Here is a 16,590-nt window from a genome sequence, read left to right on the forward strand (position 1 = left end):
GTCTTAGCCGACCCTGCCGGCCAGGCGCCCGAGGGAACCCACAAGTTCATCGAACGCCTGCGCCGGGTTGTTCCCGGAAACGATCCGGGCATTGTGTGGCTGGTTCCACAGGTTCCGGTAGTCCGCCACTGTGGTCCCCATCAGCATGGCGGACTCGACCTCCACGTCCACCGTGGCCGGCCGGGTGCTGTAAGCCAGGGTGCCGGCTGCCACACCGGCGGCGAAAAAGTCGTGGACGTGCGCCAGGTAGCCCTGGTCATAGTGCCGGTGGAACTCGAAGTAGAAGCGCAGCGCGTCGGACAGGTGCCGCACCAGGGTGTTATCCGAGCTGCTCCTGAGCCCTTCGGCCTGATCCGGCAGCACGAGTTCCTCCACGGCGCAGCCTGCCGCCGCAGCCAGCCGCTGCAGATGCTCCGGGCGCATCTCCATCCGCTCCGTGGTGTCCAGGGAACAGACGATGGGCAGCCGGTCCGCCGGCAGGCCCCGGTACGCGGCATAGACTTCCTTGGCCGCGTGCGGATCAACGTGCGTATTCCACTCTGCCGTGGGTGTGGTGTTCCCCTGGTGGTAGAAACTTCCGCCCATGATGACCACACGCCCCAGCAGTTCGGGCAGCCGGGGTTCACGCCGGATGGCGAGGGCGAAATTGGTCAGCGGGGCCGTGATCAGGGCTGTGAGCTCCCCCGGCTGGGCGCGAGCGGCCTCCACCCAGACGTCGGCGGCGTGCCGTGCCGACACCGTGCCCGACGGCGGGGGCAGGACTGCATATCCCAGCCCCTGCGGGCCGTGGGTTTCCGGCGTTGTCACCAGCGGGATGCCCAGTGGGGCCAGTGCGCCGACGGCGACCTCCACGGTGGGCCGGCCGCACAGCTCCAGCAGTGCGAGGGTGTTGATCGCCACCTGGTGGGCATCCACGTTTCCCGGGGACGCCGTCACGGCCACGAACTCCACCTCCGGCAAGGACGCCAGATAGGCCAGCGCCAGGGCATCGTCGATCCCGGTATCCACGTCCAGCAGCAGCCTGGTCATCGGCGGGGTTTCCTAAAAGAGCGCGACTTGGGGGACCTTCGGGAAGATCGCATCCAGTTCCGCGAGCTCCGCCGGCGACGGCACCCAGGCGACAGCGGCCGCATTTTCGCGGATCTGCTCCGGCCTGGTGGCTCCGGCGATCACGCTGCTGACGGCAGGCTGGGCCGCGAGCCAGGAGAAGGCCACCTGGATCTCGGTCAGGTCGCGTTCGGCAGCGAAGGAACTGAAACGCTGGAGCTGGTCCCAGTCGGCGTCGTGCACCATGTTGGTGCGTGTATGGCTCAACCTCGAGCCGGCGGGAGCTGAGCCCGGCGAATACTTGCCCGTCAGCAGGCCGTTGGCCAGCGGGAAGTACGGCAGGACGCCCAGGCCGTAGGCTTCTGCCGCGGGCGTGACCTCCTGCTCGGCGCGACGGTCCAGGAGGTTGTAGTGGTTCTGGGTGGAGATGAACCGCGTGCCGCCGGCGGCCCGCGCCACAAATTCCGCCTCGGCAATCTGCCAGCCGGCCCGGTTGGAGTGTCCGATGTAGCGGACTTTGCCGCCGGTGACCAGGTCATCGAGGGCACTCAGCGTCTCCTCGATGGGAGTCAGGGGATCGGGCGTGTGGAACTGGTAAAGGTCGATCCAGTCCGTGCCCAGCCGCCGCAGCGAGGCCTCCACCGCGCGGACAATGTAGCGCCGGGACCCCCGGGCCCCAAAGTCGTTCCCATTGGCACCCCGGACGTCCATGCCGAACTTGGTGGCTACCAGCACATCATCCCGCTTGCCGGCCAGCGCCTTGCCCAGCATCGTCTCGCTGAGTCCGGGCTCGTGCCCGTAGTTGTCGGCGACGTCGAAAAGCGTCACGCCGGCGTCGAGGGCTGCATGGACGACGGCGTCAGTCCCCGTCTGCGATTCGGTCACCGTGTTGGACCGGCCCAGGTTGTTGCAGCCGAGCCCCACCACGGAGACGGTCAGCCCGGAGTTTCCCAGGCGTCGGTAGTCAGGCATGGAATTCCCCTCTAGAGGCTGAAAGTGTTGGCAGGCTTCGCGGAGTGCTTGAGTTTGAGGTTGTCCGGTTCGCCGTAGGAGGCGGCCCCGATGCTCAGCTTGGTGAAGTCGAGGTCTTCGCCGCGGCTGCAGACCTTGATGGCGCTGACGGCCTTGTTCACGTCGGGGCACAGGCAGAAGATGTTCAGTTTGTAGTCGCTGAACTCCGAGCGTTCCACGGTTCCCAGGCCACGCCAGGCCAGGTGGCTGATGAGGGCGTCTTTCGCCTTTTCCTCAAGGTAGCGGTCGCGGTCGGTGCCTTCCTTGGTTTTCAGGGCGAACTGCGCCACCACCCAGAACTGGTCCTCGTCGGGGATTTCGGCGAAGCCGTCCTCTGCGCACTGCACGGCAAAGGCATCCATGAGGCCCTCCACCGCAGCTGCATCAGCCACGTCGGTCTCTTCGGTTTTGCTCTGGTGCCCAACTACGCCGTAGTTCATCACAAACTGGCTGTAGTCCTCGTCGAACCAGCCTTCACGGAAGTGCAGTATTCCTTCGTCGTCCCGTTTGTAGACCCTGATGATTCCGCTCATGACCGTCCCTTCGTGAACCATTCGACGTCCGTTCCGTCGAATGGTGCGTGCTCTGCCTTGACGGCCTGATAAAGCTCATCCGCGGCGGCCTGGATGTCATCCACCAGCCGGTCCGGGTAATTCATGGCGATGCGGTGCTCGGCGAACTCGTCCTGGTCATCGATAAAGACGCCCCGGCCGGCCATGCGGATCACGTCCAGGTCCATGTCGATCACATGGAACTCGGTGACCGCCGGCCGGATGTCCGTCCACTCGTGAGCGACGGCGAGGTCAACGTAGACCCTGACCCCGCCGGGATGGGCGTCGTCGTAGAACGTGGCAACCCAGTCTCCGGACCGCGGCACCAGGAGTACGGCGTCGGACGCTGTGTAAAAGGCAGCGCCCGGGCGCGAACAGAATTCATTGGTTCCCTGGAAGATCCACCAGCCGTGCCGGTCTTCGCCGAGGTACCGTCCCGGGACCACCCAGTGGGCTTTTCCGTTCCATTTCCGGTTCCTGGCCACCACCAGCTGGCCCGGCTGTAAACCCGCGGGAACGCGGGTGGTGCTGGTATGCCGCGCCGGGCGTGAATCCCCGACGGCGGCCGGATACTTCAGTGCGTCTTCTTCCCTCACAGGATGGGCAGGCTGCCGGTGGTGGGGTGCTCCTGGCCTGGCAGGGGGCGCGCGAAGGGGACCTTTGTGCCCAAAACCTGGGCGACGACGTCGTGCGTGATCTGCTGGGCCGTCAGCCCGACGCGCTCCAGCACCTGGCTCCGCGTGCCGTGGTCCAGGAACTCCGCAGGGAGCCCCACCTCGTTCAGCGCGGTATCAACGCCGGCTGCGCGCATTTCCTGGCGGATCCGCGATCCGACGCCGCCTGCCCTGACGCCGTCCTCGATGCAGATGACCAGCCGGTGGTGGGAGGCCAGCGCAATGATGGAACGCCGTACGGGCAGTACCCAGCGCGGGTCCACCACGGTGGTGCTGATGCCTTGGGCGCCGAGGCGGTTGGAGACGTCAAGGGACAGTTCGGACATGGCTCCGACGCTGACGATCAGTACATCGTTTTCGGTGGACCCGGCCGGCCGGCGGGCCAGCACGTCAACACCGTCGCCCAGCCGTTCGATGGCCTCCACTTCGGCGCCCACGGTGCCCTTGGAGAAGCGCACCACGGTGGGGGCGTCGTTGATGGCCACGGCCTCTCGCAGCTCTTCCCGCAGCCGGGACGCGTCGCGCGGCGCGGCGAGGTGGAGTCCGGGCACGATCTGGACCATTGCCATGTCCCACATGCCATGATGGCTGGCCCCGTCCGGGCCGGTGACACCGGCACGGTCCAGGACGATGGTGACGCCGGCCTTGTGCAGGGCCACGTCCATCAGGAGCTGGTCAAAGGCACGGTTCAGGAAGGTGGCATATATGGCCACCACGGGGTGGAGCCCGCCGAAAGCCATGCCGGCGGCGGACGTCAGCGCATGCTGTTCGGCGATGCCGACGTCGATCACCCGGTCCGGATGCTTGGCCGCAAACTTGTGCAGGCCCACGGGAATGAGCATGGCCCCGGTGATGCCCACAATGTCGGGGCGTTCATCGGCGATCTTCGCGATCTCGTCCGCAAAAACAGACGTCCAGGACTGTGCGCCTGAAACTCCCGTCGGTTCACCGGTTTCCGGATCGATAATGCCGACGGCGTGGAACTGGTCCGCTTCATGGGCCCGGGCAGGGGCGTAGCCGTGGCCTTTTTCGGTCATGGCGTGGACAATCACGGGGCCGGCGTAGTTCCTGGCCGTGGACAGTGCGTGCTCCATGGCCTGGAGGTTGTGGCCGTCAACCGGGCCGATGTACTTCATGCCGAGGTCTTCGAACATGCCCTGCGGCGCCCACCAGTCCTTGATGCCCTTTTTCATGGCATGGAGGCTCTTGTAGGTGAACTGGCCTACGGGGCCGCCGTTCTGGAGTTTCTTCTTCCACCAATCCAGCGTGCCCTCATAGGCAGGGGCGGCGCGGAACGAGTCGATGGTGGGGCGCAGTGAGGCGAGGTAGTCCGCGAAGCCGCCCACCGTGGGGGCATAGGAGCGGCCGTTGTCGTTGACGACGATCACCACGCGGCGGCGCTTGTCCGCGGCAATGTTGTTGATGGCTTCCCAGGCCATGCCGCCGGTCAGCGCCCCGTCTCCGACGACGGCGACGGTGTAGCGCTCCGACTCGCCGGTAAGCTGCCTGGCGCGGGAGATGCCGTCCGCCCAGGAGAGGGACGAGGACGCGTGCGAGCTTTCCACAATGTCGTGCTCAGACTCGGCGCGGGACGGGTAGCCGGACATGCCGCCCTGCTGGCGCAGGGTACTGAAGTCCTGGCGGCCGGTGAGGAGCTTGTGCACGTAGGACTGGTGGCCCGTGTCGAACACGATGCTGTCCCGGGGCGAATCGAAGATGCGGTGCACGGCAAGGGTCAGTTCCACAACGCCGAGGTTGGGCCCGAGGTGTCCACCTGTCTGGGAGACGTTGGTGATCAGGAAACTCCTGACCTCAGCGGCCAGCTCTTCGAGCTGCTCTTGAGTCAGCTGGTTCAGGTCCTGCGGATTCCGGATGGTGTCCAAGATTCCCAATGACCCCTCCTTCGGGTGGTAGACGTGCCTGTTAACTCTAACGCCTCGCGGAAAATGCAAAGCCGAAGCCCCGGCTGGTCGGTGACCGGCCGGGGCTTCGAAAGAGAGTACTGCGGGGGTTCAGATTCCGGCTAGTTGGCGGAGATCTGGCGCAGGACGTACTGCAGGATGCCGCCGTTGCGGTAGTAGTCGGCTTCGCCCGGCGTATCGATGCGGAGTACTGCATCGAAGGACTTGGCGGAGCCGTCTTCTGCTGTGGCGGTGACCTTGAGGGTCTTGGGCGTGGTGCCTTCGTTCAGGGCGATGACACCCTCAACCGCGAAGGTTTCCGTGCCGGTCAGGCCCAGGGTCGCTGCGGATTCTCCAGCCGGGAACTGCAGGGGCAGGACGCCCATGCCGATCAGGTTGGAGCGGTGGATACGCTCGTAGCTCTCGGCGACGACGGCCTTGACGCCCAGGAGGGCCGTGCCCTTCGCTGCCCAGTCACGCGAGGATCCGGAACCGTATTCCTTGCCCGCCAGGACCACCAGCGGCGTGCCGGCTGCCTGGTAGTTCTGCGCAGCGTCGTAGACATATGCCTGCGGGCCGTCAGCCTGGGTGAAGTCGCGGGTGAAGCCACCTTCGACGCCGTCCAGGATCTGGTTCTTGATGCGGATGTTCGCGAACGTGCCGCGGATCATGACTTCGTGGTTGCCACGGCGTGAGCCGTAGGAGTTGAAGTCCTTGCGCTCCACACCGTTGGCCAGCAGGTACTGGCCGGCGGGGGTGTCCGACTTGAAGGAACCGGCCGGGGAGATGTGGTCGGTAGTGACCGAATCGCCCAGCTTCAGCAGCACGCGTGCGCCGGAGATGTCCTGGACGGGTTCCGGCTGCGCCTTGATGCCATCGAAGTACGGGGGCTTCCGGACGTAGGTGGAGTTCGGATCCCAGGCGAAGGTGTCGCCGGCCGGGGTGTCCAGCGCCTTCCAGCGTGCGTCGCCGTCAAAGACACCTTCGTAGCCGCGGGCGAACATCTCCTTGTCGATCGAGGAATCGATGACCTGCTGGACCTCAACCGGGTTGGGCCAGATGTCCTTCAGGAAGACGTCGTTGCCGGCTTCGTCCTTGCCCAGGGAATCGGTGTCGAAGTCGAAGTCCATGGAACCGGCCAGGGCGTACGCGATGACCAGCGGCGGGGAGGCCAGGTAGTTCATCTTTACGTCCGGGTTGATCCGGCCTTCGAAGTTGCGGTTACCGGAAAGCACCGCGGTGACGGAGAGGTCGTTGGCCTGGATGGCCTCGGAGATTTCGGCGTCCAGCGGGCCGGAGTTGCCGATGCACGTGGCGCAGCCGTAACCCACAATGTAGAAGCCGAGCTTCTCCAGGTACGGCGTCAGGCCCGACTTGTTGTAGTAGTCGGTAACAACCTTGGACCCGGGAGCCACGGAGGTCTTGACCCACGGCTTCGAGGTCAGGCCCTTGTCGACGGCGTTGCGGGCCAGCAGGGCTGCGGCCAGCATCACCGAAGGGTTGGACGTGTTCGTGCAGGACGTGATCGAGGCGATGGATACCGCTCCGTGGTCCAGTTCGAACTCGCGGCCGTCTTCAGTCTTGATGTGCACCGGGTTGGACGGACGCCCGTGGGCGCCGTTCGCTGCGGACACAACACGGCTGGTCTCGGTGGTGTGCGAGTCGGGGTGCGTGAACGACGGGGCGTCCGATGCGGGGAAGGACTCGTCCAGTGACTCGTCCACGCTGCCGTCTTCGATGGCGACGTAGTTGTGGATGTCCTTGCGGAACTGTTCCTTGGCATCCGTGAGCTCAATGCGGTCCTGCGGACGCTTGGGGCCGGAGATGGAGGGAACAACCGTGGACAGGTCCAGCTCGAGGTACTCGGAGAACTTGATCTCGCGGGAAGCATCGTGCCAGAGGCCCTGTTCCTTGGCGTAGGACTCCACGAGTGCCACATTTTCGTCCGAGCGGCCGGTGAGGCGCAGGTAGTCCAATGTGACGTCGTCGATGGGGAACATTGCGGCGGTGGAGCCGAATTCCGGGCTCATGTTGCCGATGGTGGCGCGGTTGGCCAGCGGCACTGCCGCAACACCTTCGCCATAGAATTCCACGAACTTGCCCACAACACCGTGCTTGCGCAGCTGCTCGGTGATGGTCAGCACAACGTCTGTTGCGGTGGCGCCGGCCGGAATGGACCCGGTCAGCTTGAAGCCCACAACACGAGGGATGAGCATCGAGACAGGCTGTCCCAGCATGGCCGCTTCGGCTTCGATCCCGCCAACGCCCCAGCCCAGGACACCCAGGCCATTGACCATGGTGGTGTGCGAGTCGGTGCCGACGCAGGTGTCGGGGTACGCACGGAGGACGCCGTCAATTTCACGGGTCATGACCGTGCGGGCCAGGTATTCGATGTTGACCTGGTGCACAATGCCGGTTCCCGGGGGAACAACCTTGAAGTCGTCGAATGCGGTCTGGCCCCAACGCAGGAACTGGTAACGCTCGCCGTTGCGCTGGTACTCGATCTCCATGTTGCGCTCCAGTGCGCCGGAGTTGCCGAAAGCGTCGATCTGCACGGAGTGGTCAATGACCATTTCCGCCGGAGCCAGCGGGTTGACCCGCTTGGGGTCACCGCCGAGTTCCTTGACCGCTTCACGCATTGTCGCCAGGTCCACCACGCAGGGGACGCCGGTGAAGTCCTGCATGATCACGCGGGCAGGCGTGAACTGGATTTCTGTATCGGGCTGGGCATTGGGATCCCAGCCAGCCAAGGCACGCACGTGATCGGCCGTGATGTTCGCGCCGTCCTCGGTCCTCAACAGGTTTTCAAGCAATACCTTGAGGCTGAACGGAAGGTTTTCTGCACCTTCAACGGAGTTCAACCGGAAAATTTCGTATTCGGTTCCGGCTACATTAAGTTTGCCTTTTGAACCGAAGCTGTCCACTGTGCTCATCGCAGGACTCCTCTCGCAACAGTTTCATCTTTGTCGCGCGGTAGACCGCTTGCTAGTTAGGCAGGCCTAATTAGTGCTGGCCACACAAATTGCAGGAGGTCAGCCGTGAATACGGGGCGCGACGTGGGATTACTACCGCCATCCTAGTAGCATCACTGACCCGGCGTCAGTAACGCCACCGTCTCCAGGTGGTGGGTGTGCGGATAGAGATCAAAGGCCCGCAGGCCCGCCAGGGACCAGCCTGCCTGCTGGAAGTACCCCACGTCCCGGGCAAACGATGCCGGATCACAGGACACGTAGGCGATGGCGCGGGGCCCGGCAGCGATCAGCTGGCTGACCACGGGCTTCCCGGCGCCCGCCCGGGGCGGATCCAGCACGATGGCGTCGAATTTCCGCGGCTTTTGGCGGAGGACACGTTCCACCCGGCCGTGCTCGATCTCCACCTGCGGCGCACCGTGAAGGTTCTTGCGGGCGTCCCGGCTGGTTCCCGGCGCACCTTCAACCGAGAGAACGGACCCGGTCTCCCCCACCGCGTCAGCCAGCGGAGCCGTGAACAGCCCGGAGCCGGCATAGAGGTCGGCCACCACGGAACCCGGCGCCAGAAACCCACCGGCGTGCAGGAATTCTGTGACGGCCCCCACAAGCGTCCCGGGCGCGTCGCGGTGGATCTGCCAGAAACCTGCGCCGGTGACCCGGTAGTCGTGGCTGGCCGCGGTCTCCTGGACCCAGGTCCGGCCCCGCAGCTGCGCAACGTCCCCGGTCAGGGGGTCGAAAGTGGCCACGGAAACGTCGTCCGGAAGCTGGGCCGCGATGGCGCTGAGCCGCTTGGGCTTGGTGCCGGGAGCCGGCGCCAGCAGCACCAGTGGGCGTGAACCGTTCGACGGCGCCGCCACCTCCACGCGTTCAATGCCCGTCAGGTCGATGTCCCACAGGCGCAGCCGGTTGATGCGCTCCGATGCGAGCGGCGTCTCCCGGACAGGAAAGATGTGGTCGGAACGGTGGGCGTGCATGCCAAGTTTTCCGCCCGGAGTCACCGAGAAACTGGCGCGCGTCCGCCACCCCAGGCCAGTGCCGGCGTCGTACGTTGGATCTGTCCCCTGGCCGGAATCCGGCCCGCTCGCGTCCACGGCCTCAACCAGGTTCCCGAGGTCCAGCCCTTCGGGCAGGCGTTCGACGGCGGCGAGTCGCTGAAGCTGTTCGGCCAGTACCGCCGACTTGAGCGTGCGCTGGCGGCCCAGCAAGATGTGGCCGAATTCGGCTCCGCCTACCGGCGGATGCCCGTGGGCCCAGGCGCGGAGGGAGTCCGCCGGACGCCAGAAGTGCTCCACCCGGTCCGGGGAGGCGTCCAGCACCTCAACAACGTCGGCGCGCCAGAACTTGGCCGACTCCCCCGCATCGGTGAGGCGGGCGCGAACCTTTTCGCCGGGGATGCCGTGCCGGACAAAGATGACCCTGCCCTCATGGCGGGCCACACAGTGGCCGCCGTGGGCCACCGGACCGACGTCGAGCACCAGTTCGGTGGGCGCTGCCGTGGCAGCTGCGGAGTTGGTCTGGGTGTGGGGGTTCATCGGATATCCTGCATGTTTTTGGCTTCTTCGGACGACTTCAACTGCCACGGGACACTGGCCACCATCACGCCAGGTTCAAAGTGCAGCCGGGTTTTGATGCGCAGCGCTGTCTGGTTGTGAACCAGCTGTTCCCACCATTTACCGACCACGTATTCGGGGATGTAGACCACGATCAGGTCACGGGGGGAATCACGGCGCATGTTCTTTACGTATTCCATGATGGGTGTAATGGTTTCCCGGTACGGGCTGGCGAGCACGGTCAGCGGCACGGGGATTTCCAGCTTTTCCCAGTCGGCAACCGTCTGCGCGGTTTCCGTTGCGTCAATGTCCACCGTGATGGCGTCCAGCCGCGACGGCCGCGAGGCCCGTGCGTAGGCCAGGGCGCGCAATACAGGCTTGCGCACATGGGACACCAACAGTACCGCGTGCACCCTGGTTGGCAGGGCCCGCGGCGACGAATCCTCGTCCACGGCAAGCTCCTTGGCCACATTGTCATAGTGCGCCCGGATGCTCCACATGATCAGGAACAGCACCAACATGGCCAGCAGGGCAATCCACGCGCCCTGCTGGAATTTGGTGATCAGAACGATCACCAGCACAAGGGCCGTCATGCCGAACCCGATGGTGTTGATGGTGCGGGACTTAACCATCCGGCGTCGGGCGGTTTTGTCCTTGGCGAGCTTAAGGTGCCTCCCCCAGTGCCGGATCATGCCCAGCTGGCTGAGGGTGAAGGAAATAAAGACGCCCACGATGTAGAGCTGGATCAGCTTGGTGACATCGGCGTTGAACGCGATGATCAGCACCAGCGCTCCGGCGGCCAGGGCCAGGACACCGTTGCTGAACGCCAGGCGGTCTCCCCTGGTCCGCAGCTGGCGCGGCAGATAGCCGTCCTGGGCCAGGATGGAACCCAGCACCGGGAAGCCGTTGAAAGCGGTGTTCGAGGCAAACACCAGGATCACACCCGTGGCGGCCACCACGATGAAAAAGGGGATGGACCCCGGCCCGAAAACAGTCTGCGCGATCTGGCTGATCGCCGGACTCTGAATGTAGCCGTCCGGCAACGGCAGGCCGTCCAGGAGGAATTCCGTGGCCGGGTCCAGCACAATGTGGACCTTGGTGGCGTTGGCCAGATACATGATTCCCGCCAGCATTGCAGCGCCGATGACGCCGAGCAGCAGCAGCGTCGTGGCCGCGTTTTTGCTCTTGGGCACCTTGAAATTTGGTACACCGTTGCTGATGGCTTCAACACCCGTCAAGGCAGCGGCCCCGGATGAGAAGGCGCGCAGCAGGAGGAAGGCGCCGGCCAGGCCCACCAGCCCTTCGTCGAATCCGGGAGCCGGCACAATCTCGAAGGCCGCTGACGGCGCTTCGCCCAGCTGGCCGGTGGCAGCCTGGAAGACGCCCACCGCTGTCATGCCGAGGATCGCCGCCATAAAAATGTAGGTGGGGACGGCGAAAACACTGCCGGCTTCCTTGATGCCGCGGAGGTTGACGAGTGCAAGGATCACGACGCCGATGGTGGCGAACAGGGCCTGTTGCCCATGCAGGGAAGGCACCGCCGTGGTGAGGTACGTGGCCGCCGAGGACATGGAGACGGCCACCGTCAGGACGTAGTCCACCAGGAGCGCCGAGGCCACAGTCAGCCCGGAAAACTTGCCGAGGTTTTCGTTGGCGATCTCGTAGTCTCCGCCGCCGGAAGGGTAGGCGTGCACGTTCTGCCGGTAAGACGCCACCACCGTGAGGAGGACAACCATGACGGCCAGGCCCACCCACGGCGAAAAGGCCACTGCACTCACGCCGGCCAGAGCCAGGGTCAGCAGGATTTCATCGGGCGCGTAGGCCACGGAGGACAATGCGTCGGAAGCGAAAACCGGCAGTGCTATCCGTTTCGGGAGCAAGGTATGGGCGAGCCTGTCATTCCTGAAGGGCCTGCCCACCAGCACCCGTTTCACGGCATTCAATATTGTCAGCACTCCACAAAGCTAGTCTGATTCCCCGCCCATGTCATGACGGCGCCCGGGCGGCAGCAGCACGCGCGCTGCCGGTAGAGTTCTAGCAGCAGCAACGGGCTACGGAAGTTGAGGAGATACGGTGGCGCATTTCGTGATCATGGGATGTGGCCGGGTAGGGGCCACCCTGGCGCACACGCTGGAAGACGCCGGTCACTCCGTCGCAATCATCGACCAGGACGACCGCGCGTTCCGCCGGCTTCGGCAGGGCTTCACCGGGCGCAAAGTCACCGGCGTAGGGTTCGACCGGGACACACTCCAGCAGGCCGGCGTGGCCGACGCCTACGCCTTCGCCGCCGTATCTAGCGGCGACAACTCCAATATCCTGGCCACCCGCGTGGCACGCGAAACCTTCCACGTTCCCCACGTGGTGGCCCGCATCTATGACCCCGGCCGGGCAGAAATCTACCAACGGCTGGGCATTCCCACCGTTGCGGCCGTCCGTTGGAGCGCAGACCAGGTGTTGCGCCGCATCCTGCCCGAACAGCATCTCGCCGGCGATTTCCGCGAACCTTCCGGCCGGCTGGTCCTCGCCGAAGTGGACCTGGACGCCAACTGGATCGGCCACCGGATCAGCGAGGTCGAAAAGGCTGCCAACATCCGGGTGGCATACCTCACCAGGTTCGGCGAGGGCATGCTCCCCGAAACCGGGACTTCCTATCAGGACGGCGATACGGTCCACGCCATGCTGCCCGTGGACCGCAGTTCCCAGGTCGCCCAGATCCTGGCCAAAGCACCCGCCAAGGAGTTGTAGTGAAAGTTGTCATCGTCGGGGCCGGCAGCGTCGGGTCATCGATCGCCAGGGAACTGCTGGCCCACAAACACGAGATCCTGCTGATCGACCTTAAGCCTGAGGTCATCGGACGCAGCGGGCTGCGCGGCGCGCACTGGCTCGTGGGCGACGCCTGCGAGCTCAGCACCCTGCAGGGAGCGAAAGTGGAGGACGCCGACGTCGTTGTTTCAGCCACGGGCGACGACAAGGTGAACCTGGTGGTGTCACTTCTGGCCAAGACCGAATTCGGGGTGGGCCGCACAGTGGGCCGGGTCAACAACCCCAAGAACGACTGGATGTTCAACGACTCCTGGGGCGTGGACGTTGCCGTCAACACCCCGCAGTTGATGACTGCACTGGTGGAGGAAGCTGTGGAGATCGGTGACCTGGTCCGGCTCCTGACGCTGCAGACCGGCGTCGCTTCGCTGGTTGAGTTTACGGTGCCGCACGATTCCCATGTCATCGGCCTGACGGTCGGCGGCATCCTTTGGCCCGAGGACGCCACGCTCGTGGCAATCCTTCGGGACCACGCTCCCATTACTCCCAGCCGTGACGACGTCATCGATGGCGGGGACGAACTGTTCTTCGTCACCACCATCGCGGCCGAGGACGATTTGCGTGCGTTACTCTCACCCGAATCAGCAGATGAGCCGGAGGATAGCGCCAGCGAGCCCGATGGGGTGCAGCCTGCCGAAACTCAGGCGCTGGAGGACGACGGCTTCGACGGCTGATCCGGCGGCGGGGCACCGGCGTCCGCCGGTACCGGCCGGGTGACGAGCCACGCGATCCAGACGCCCAGGATATAGAGCGGCGCCCCCATGATCAGGCGGGTCGTGGCCAGGGCGGCCAGTCCGTCCCCGCCCAACAGGTACAAGGGAACCTGGACCACCAGCCGAAGCACCAGGACCGCCACGATGATCCACGTGCCCAGGCGGTACGCCTTGAGCCGCGCGGGGTCCTTGCGCCAGTCCAACCCTTCGTTGCGGATGATCCCGAACAGCAGGCCGGCCACCGGCCACTTGATCGCGATGGAGATCACCATGGCGAGGATGTAGGCGATGTTGGTGAAGAAGCCCGGGAGGTAGAAGTCCTCGGCCTTGCCCGTAGTGTTGGCGACCCAGGCCGAGATGCCCACCCCCACCACTCCGGCGAGGGCCTGGGTCCGCGGGCGCCGCTGGATGAGGCGGACCACCGTAAAGACGGCGGCGGAGGCCAGCGCGGCCACCAGCGACGGCGTCAGGTCCCGGGTGATGGTAAAGGCGATCAGGAAGACCAGGCCGGGCACAATGCTCTCGGCGATGCCCTGGATCCCGCCAGCGCTCTTGAGGACATCGATCCGGCCGTCCTGGGTGCGGTGCAGGCCCGCTTTGGCTGCATAGCCCTCAGCAAGACCCTTCACGGCGGACGGCTCGGGCTGCTCGGACGGCTCGGACGGCTCGGGCTGCTCGGACGGCTCAGGCTGCTGGGGCGAGGTCATTCGTTCTCCTGGCGGGAAAGTATTTCATAGCGGGGATTAAACATGGTGGGCAGGCCGTGGCTTTGGGACAGCATGCCCTCGAGCCGGACTTCGGTCCCGGCTGCGATGCCCGGCACCCTTCGCCGCCCCAGCCAGACCACGCGCAGGCGGCCGCCCTTTCCCTGGGCCCGCTTGGCGCCGGACTGGCGAGTGTCCGGGTCCGAGACAATGGCGGTGAAGGCCGCGTTTTGGTCCGCGGGCATGTAGGTGACCGATTCGATGTGCCCCTGGCACACCACCCTGCCCCGTTCCGGCAGCCGGCTGACCGGCATCCCCGCGTCCGGGGAGGAGTCCGGGGGACCTTGGCGGGAATCAGCCAATCTGTGTGGTTTCCGGACCGCGTTCAGGGCCCTTGAATTCGGGGGCGGCCAGCGGCGGGGTGGCGCTGGCGTCCTTGGGCAGCCGCAGTTGAAGAAGGTCCCGGGGCGGCATGGGGCTGTCACCGCGGATGACCACAATCCTGCGGAACAATGACTCCAGCGGTGCCGCTGCCTCGCGCTCCATCGCTGCGGCACCGCCCAGGACGCCACGCAGAAACCATCGCGGACCGTCGACGCCGATGAAGCGCGCCACCCGGTAGCCCTGGCTGCCGTCCTGGGCACCAGCGGGCAGTTTGGCGATCAGTTCGGTTCCGAAGCCACCCTGGACCTCTTCAACCTGTCCGCCCTGGCTTCCCACGGACTGGCCGATCTGTTCGCGGATCTCGTCCCACAGTCCCTCGGTTTTGGGAGCAGCGAACGCCTGCAGCTGAAGGCTGGAGCCGTTCAGGTCCAGGGTCACGGCGACCACGCGCTGGGTGGCTTCCTCAACTTCGAGCCGGAGCTGGAGCCCTTCGCTCGGGGCGATCAGCAGCGCACCGAGGTCAACGTAGCCGTCGCGGCTGGAGACCTCGGAAACATCAAAGGGGCCTGCGGCCCGAAGCCCGGCGTCCGCCGCGGCCGTGTCGGCGGAATCCGCTGATTCCGCCGAGGCCTGGGGTTCGTCCGGGTCGGCCGATTGGTCCTTCTTGGATTTCCTGCCGAGCCCAAAAACCATGGGGGTTGTCTCCTTAGTTGTGAAAGTGACTCGCCGGCCCGGGGGTCCCGTCGGAAGTCTTAGCTGCCGCGGGCAACCACCGCTGGTTGCCGCCGTCGGCGGGTGTCAGACGTTTGGCGAGGTGAAGCCGCCGGTGGATCCGAATCCGCCGGCTCCCCGCACCGATTCGCTCAATTCGTTGACGGGGACAAACTGCGCATATTCCACCCGCTGGATCACCATCTGTGCAATTCTATCGCCGCGCCGCAGCTCGATGGTGTTCCTGGAATCGGTGTTGAGGAGGGTCACGGAAATTTCCCCGCGATAGCCGGCATCCACGGTGCCGGGCGCATTGACGATCGTCAGCCCGTGCTTCGTGGCCAGGCCGGAGCGCGGGTGGATCAGGGCAACAAAGCCGTCCGGCAGTGCGATGGAAACACCCGTTGCCACCAGCTTCCGCTCCCCCGGCGCCAGGACCACATCTTCCCGGGACCGCAGGTCAGCCCCTGCATCGCCGGGGTGGGCATAGGACGGTGCCTCCAGCCCGGCGTCGAGCATTTTCAGCTGCACCTGCAGCGTCGGGGCACCGTAGGCTGCGGCGGTATCCGGAGCAGCGCCGGCCAGCTCATTGTCAGGAACGGTTTTAACAGTGGCAAGTTCGTCAGTCACAGTCACTCACTCTAACGCCCAGCCACAGTTCCGTCCTAGATTCAACGGTACGCCGCAGGCCAAGGCCGGATGAACCCAAGATGAAATAGCCAGCCAAAGGTGGAAAGGTGGTGGCATGCCCGAATCCAGCTCCACTGCCCCCGTCCCCGACGCCCCCTCTGCCGGCAGCCCGGCAGTATTCCGGGAAAGGCTGTGGCCGAACGTCTGGATCTGGGTCATCGCGGCGGGGATCTCCGGTGCCGGGATCCTCGTTTTCGCCCCGATCAGTATGGCGGCGGGTTACACGGCCGCGGCCGTCCTGTTCACGATCATGGCTGTCCTGCTGGTGCTGTCCACGCCAACCATCATGGTCACCGGTGACGCTTTGACCGTAGGCCGCGCCACCATCGAGCGCCGCTTCGTCGGCGAAGTGGCGGCGTTCCACGGCAAGGATGCCACGGCCCAGCGGGGTACCCGGCTCAACGGCCTCGCCTACCTGTGCATCCGTGGCTGGATCGACCCGGTGGTGCGGATCGAAATCACCGACCCGTCAGACCGGACCCCCTATTGGCTGACGTCCTCCCGGCGGCCCGAGGAACTCACTGCCGCGCTTTCGCGGAAATAGGCACCCCGGATCAGCCCTCACACTCCTTGCAGTAGAAGCGGCCGTCCTTCTCCCGCGCTATCTGCGAACGGTGCCAAACCAGGAAGCACGAGGAACACGTAAACTCGTCCGCCAGTGGAGGCACCACCAGGACCAGCAGTTCCTCGCCGGACAGGTCCGCCCCGGGAAGCTCGTAGCCTGCGGCGAGGTCACTTTCGTCCGCATCAACCGCGTCCGTCGGGTTATCTGATCGCCGGGTTTTCAGATCCTCCAGCGAATCCTCGGTGAGGTCTTCTTCGGATTTTCGCGGCGCATCGTAGTCGGTGGCCATCTCGGCTTGGC

General features: G+C 65.3%; 16 protein-coding genes. 3 read left to right on the forward strand and 13 right to left on the reverse strand.

Annotated features, from left to right (window positions below; all coding sequences use genetic code 11):
• Positions 1-3: 3 nt before the first annotated feature.
• The 8 genes from AC50YA_RS03470 to AC50YA_RS03505 all read right to left on the reverse strand — a co-directional run bounded on the left by AC50YA_RS03470 (position 4) and on the right by AC50YA_RS03505 (position 11,658).
• Entirely contained in the window at positions 4-1,029 is a 1,026-nt protein-coding gene (locus tag AC50YA_RS03470; RefSeq protein ID WP_494980966.1) for a nucleoside hydrolase, read from the reverse strand.
• A 12-nt stretch (positions 1,030-1,041) separates the two neighbouring features.
• On the reverse strand, positions 1,042-2,019 hold the full coding sequence (locus AC50YA_RS03475) for an aldo/keto reductase (RefSeq protein WP_494980967.1): 978 nt from the start codon (positions 2,017-2,019) through the stop codon (positions 1,042-1,044).
• An 11-nt stretch (positions 2,020-2,030) separates the two neighbouring features.
• Entirely contained in the window at positions 2,031-2,591 is a 561-nt protein-coding gene (locus AC50YA_RS03480; RefSeq protein ID WP_494980968.1) for a hypothetical protein, read from the reverse strand.
• Positions 2,588-3,205: a DUF402 domain-containing protein gene (locus tag AC50YA_RS03485; protein ID WP_494980969.1), complete on the reverse strand. Its 618-nt coding sequence runs from the start codon at positions 3,203-3,205 to the stop codon at positions 2,588-2,590. Before AC50YA_RS03485 ends, AC50YA_RS03480 begins: the two co-directional genes overlap by 4 nt.
• On the reverse strand, positions 3,202-5,175 hold the full coding sequence (dxs, locus tag AC50YA_RS03490; protein ID WP_494980970.1) for a 1-deoxy-D-xylulose-5-phosphate synthase: 1,974 nt from the start codon (positions 5,173-5,175) through the stop codon (positions 3,202-3,204). Before dxs ends, AC50YA_RS03485 begins: the two co-directional genes overlap by 4 nt.
• 131 nt (positions 5,176-5,306) lie before the next feature.
• Positions 5,307-8,117 (reverse strand): aconitate hydratase AcnA, encoded by a 2,811-nt coding sequence (gene acnA, locus AC50YA_RS03495; RefSeq protein ID WP_494980971.1) that lies wholly within the window; start codon positions 8,115-8,117, stop codon positions 5,307-5,309.
• A 152-nt stretch (positions 8,118-8,269) separates the two neighbouring features.
• Positions 8,270-9,685: a class I SAM-dependent RNA methyltransferase gene (locus AC50YA_RS03500; protein ID WP_494980972.1), complete on the reverse strand. Its 1,416-nt coding sequence runs from the start codon at positions 9,683-9,685 to the stop codon at positions 8,270-8,272.
• The gene (locus AC50YA_RS03505; RefSeq protein ID WP_494980973.1) at positions 9,682-11,658 is read right to left on the reverse strand and encodes an APC family permease; all 1,977 of its coding nucleotides are present in this window, start codon (positions 11,656-11,658) and stop codon (positions 9,682-9,684) included. The genes AC50YA_RS03500 and AC50YA_RS03505 overlap by 4 nt, the downstream gene beginning before the upstream one ends.
• Before the next feature lie 118 nt (positions 11,659-11,776).
• On the opposite strand from AC50YA_RS03505, the gene AC50YA_RS03510 reads away from it, so the two are divergent.
• Complete coding sequence (locus AC50YA_RS03510) at positions 11,777-12,448, forward strand: potassium channel family protein (protein ID WP_494980974.1); 672 nt, start codon at positions 11,777-11,779, stop codon at positions 12,446-12,448.
• Positions 12,448-13,197 carry a potassium channel family protein gene (locus AC50YA_RS03515; RefSeq protein WP_494980975.1) on the forward strand — a complete coding sequence of 250 codons (750 nt, stop codon included), beginning with the start codon at positions 12,448-12,450 and terminating at the stop codon, positions 13,195-13,197. Before AC50YA_RS03510 ends, AC50YA_RS03515 begins: the two co-directional genes overlap by 1 nt.
• On the opposite strand, the gene AC50YA_RS03520 is transcribed toward AC50YA_RS03515, so the two are convergent.
• The 4 genes from AC50YA_RS03520 to dut all read right to left on the reverse strand — a co-directional run bounded on the left by AC50YA_RS03520 (position 13,164) and on the right by dut (position 15,665).
• Positions 13,164-13,943 carry a DUF3159 domain-containing protein gene (locus AC50YA_RS03520; protein WP_494980976.1) on the reverse strand — a complete coding sequence of 260 codons (780 nt, stop codon included), beginning with the start codon at positions 13,941-13,943 and terminating at the stop codon, positions 13,164-13,166. The two genes, AC50YA_RS03515 and AC50YA_RS03520, sit on opposite strands and share 34 nt — an antisense overlap.
• Positions 13,940-14,302 (reverse strand): single stranded DNA-binding domain-containing protein, encoded by a 363-nt coding sequence (locus AC50YA_RS03525; protein ID WP_494980977.1) that lies wholly within the window; start codon positions 14,300-14,302, stop codon positions 13,940-13,942. The genes AC50YA_RS03520 and AC50YA_RS03525 overlap by 4 nt, the downstream gene beginning before the upstream one ends.
• Positions 14,295-15,017: a DUF3710 domain-containing protein gene (locus AC50YA_RS03530; protein ID WP_494980978.1), complete on the reverse strand. Its 723-nt coding sequence runs from the start codon at positions 15,015-15,017 to the stop codon at positions 14,295-14,297. The genes AC50YA_RS03525 and AC50YA_RS03530 overlap by 8 nt, the downstream gene beginning before the upstream one ends.
• A 105-nt stretch (positions 15,018-15,122) precedes the next feature.
• Complete coding sequence (gene dut / locus AC50YA_RS03535) at positions 15,123-15,665, reverse strand: dUTP diphosphatase (RefSeq protein ID WP_494980979.1); 543 nt, start codon at positions 15,663-15,665, stop codon at positions 15,123-15,125.
• A gap of 115 nt (positions 15,666-15,780) precedes the next feature.
• On the opposite strand from dut, the gene AC50YA_RS03540 reads away from it, so the two are divergent.
• On the forward strand, positions 15,781-16,269 hold the full coding sequence (locus tag AC50YA_RS03540) for a DUF3093 domain-containing protein (RefSeq protein WP_494980980.1): 489 nt from the start codon (positions 15,781-15,783) through the stop codon (positions 16,267-16,269).
• Positions 16,270-16,279: 10 nt separating this feature from the next.
• On the opposite strand, the gene AC50YA_RS03545 is transcribed toward AC50YA_RS03540, so the two are convergent.
• The gene (locus AC50YA_RS03545) at positions 16,280-16,579 is read right to left on the reverse strand and encodes a DUF4193 domain-containing protein (protein ID WP_494980981.1); all 300 of its coding nucleotides are present in this window, start codon (positions 16,577-16,579) and stop codon (positions 16,280-16,282) included.
• Positions 16,580-16,590: the final 11 nt, after the last annotated feature.

The organism is Pseudarthrobacter sp. RHLT3-21 (genome assembly GCF_059383495.1).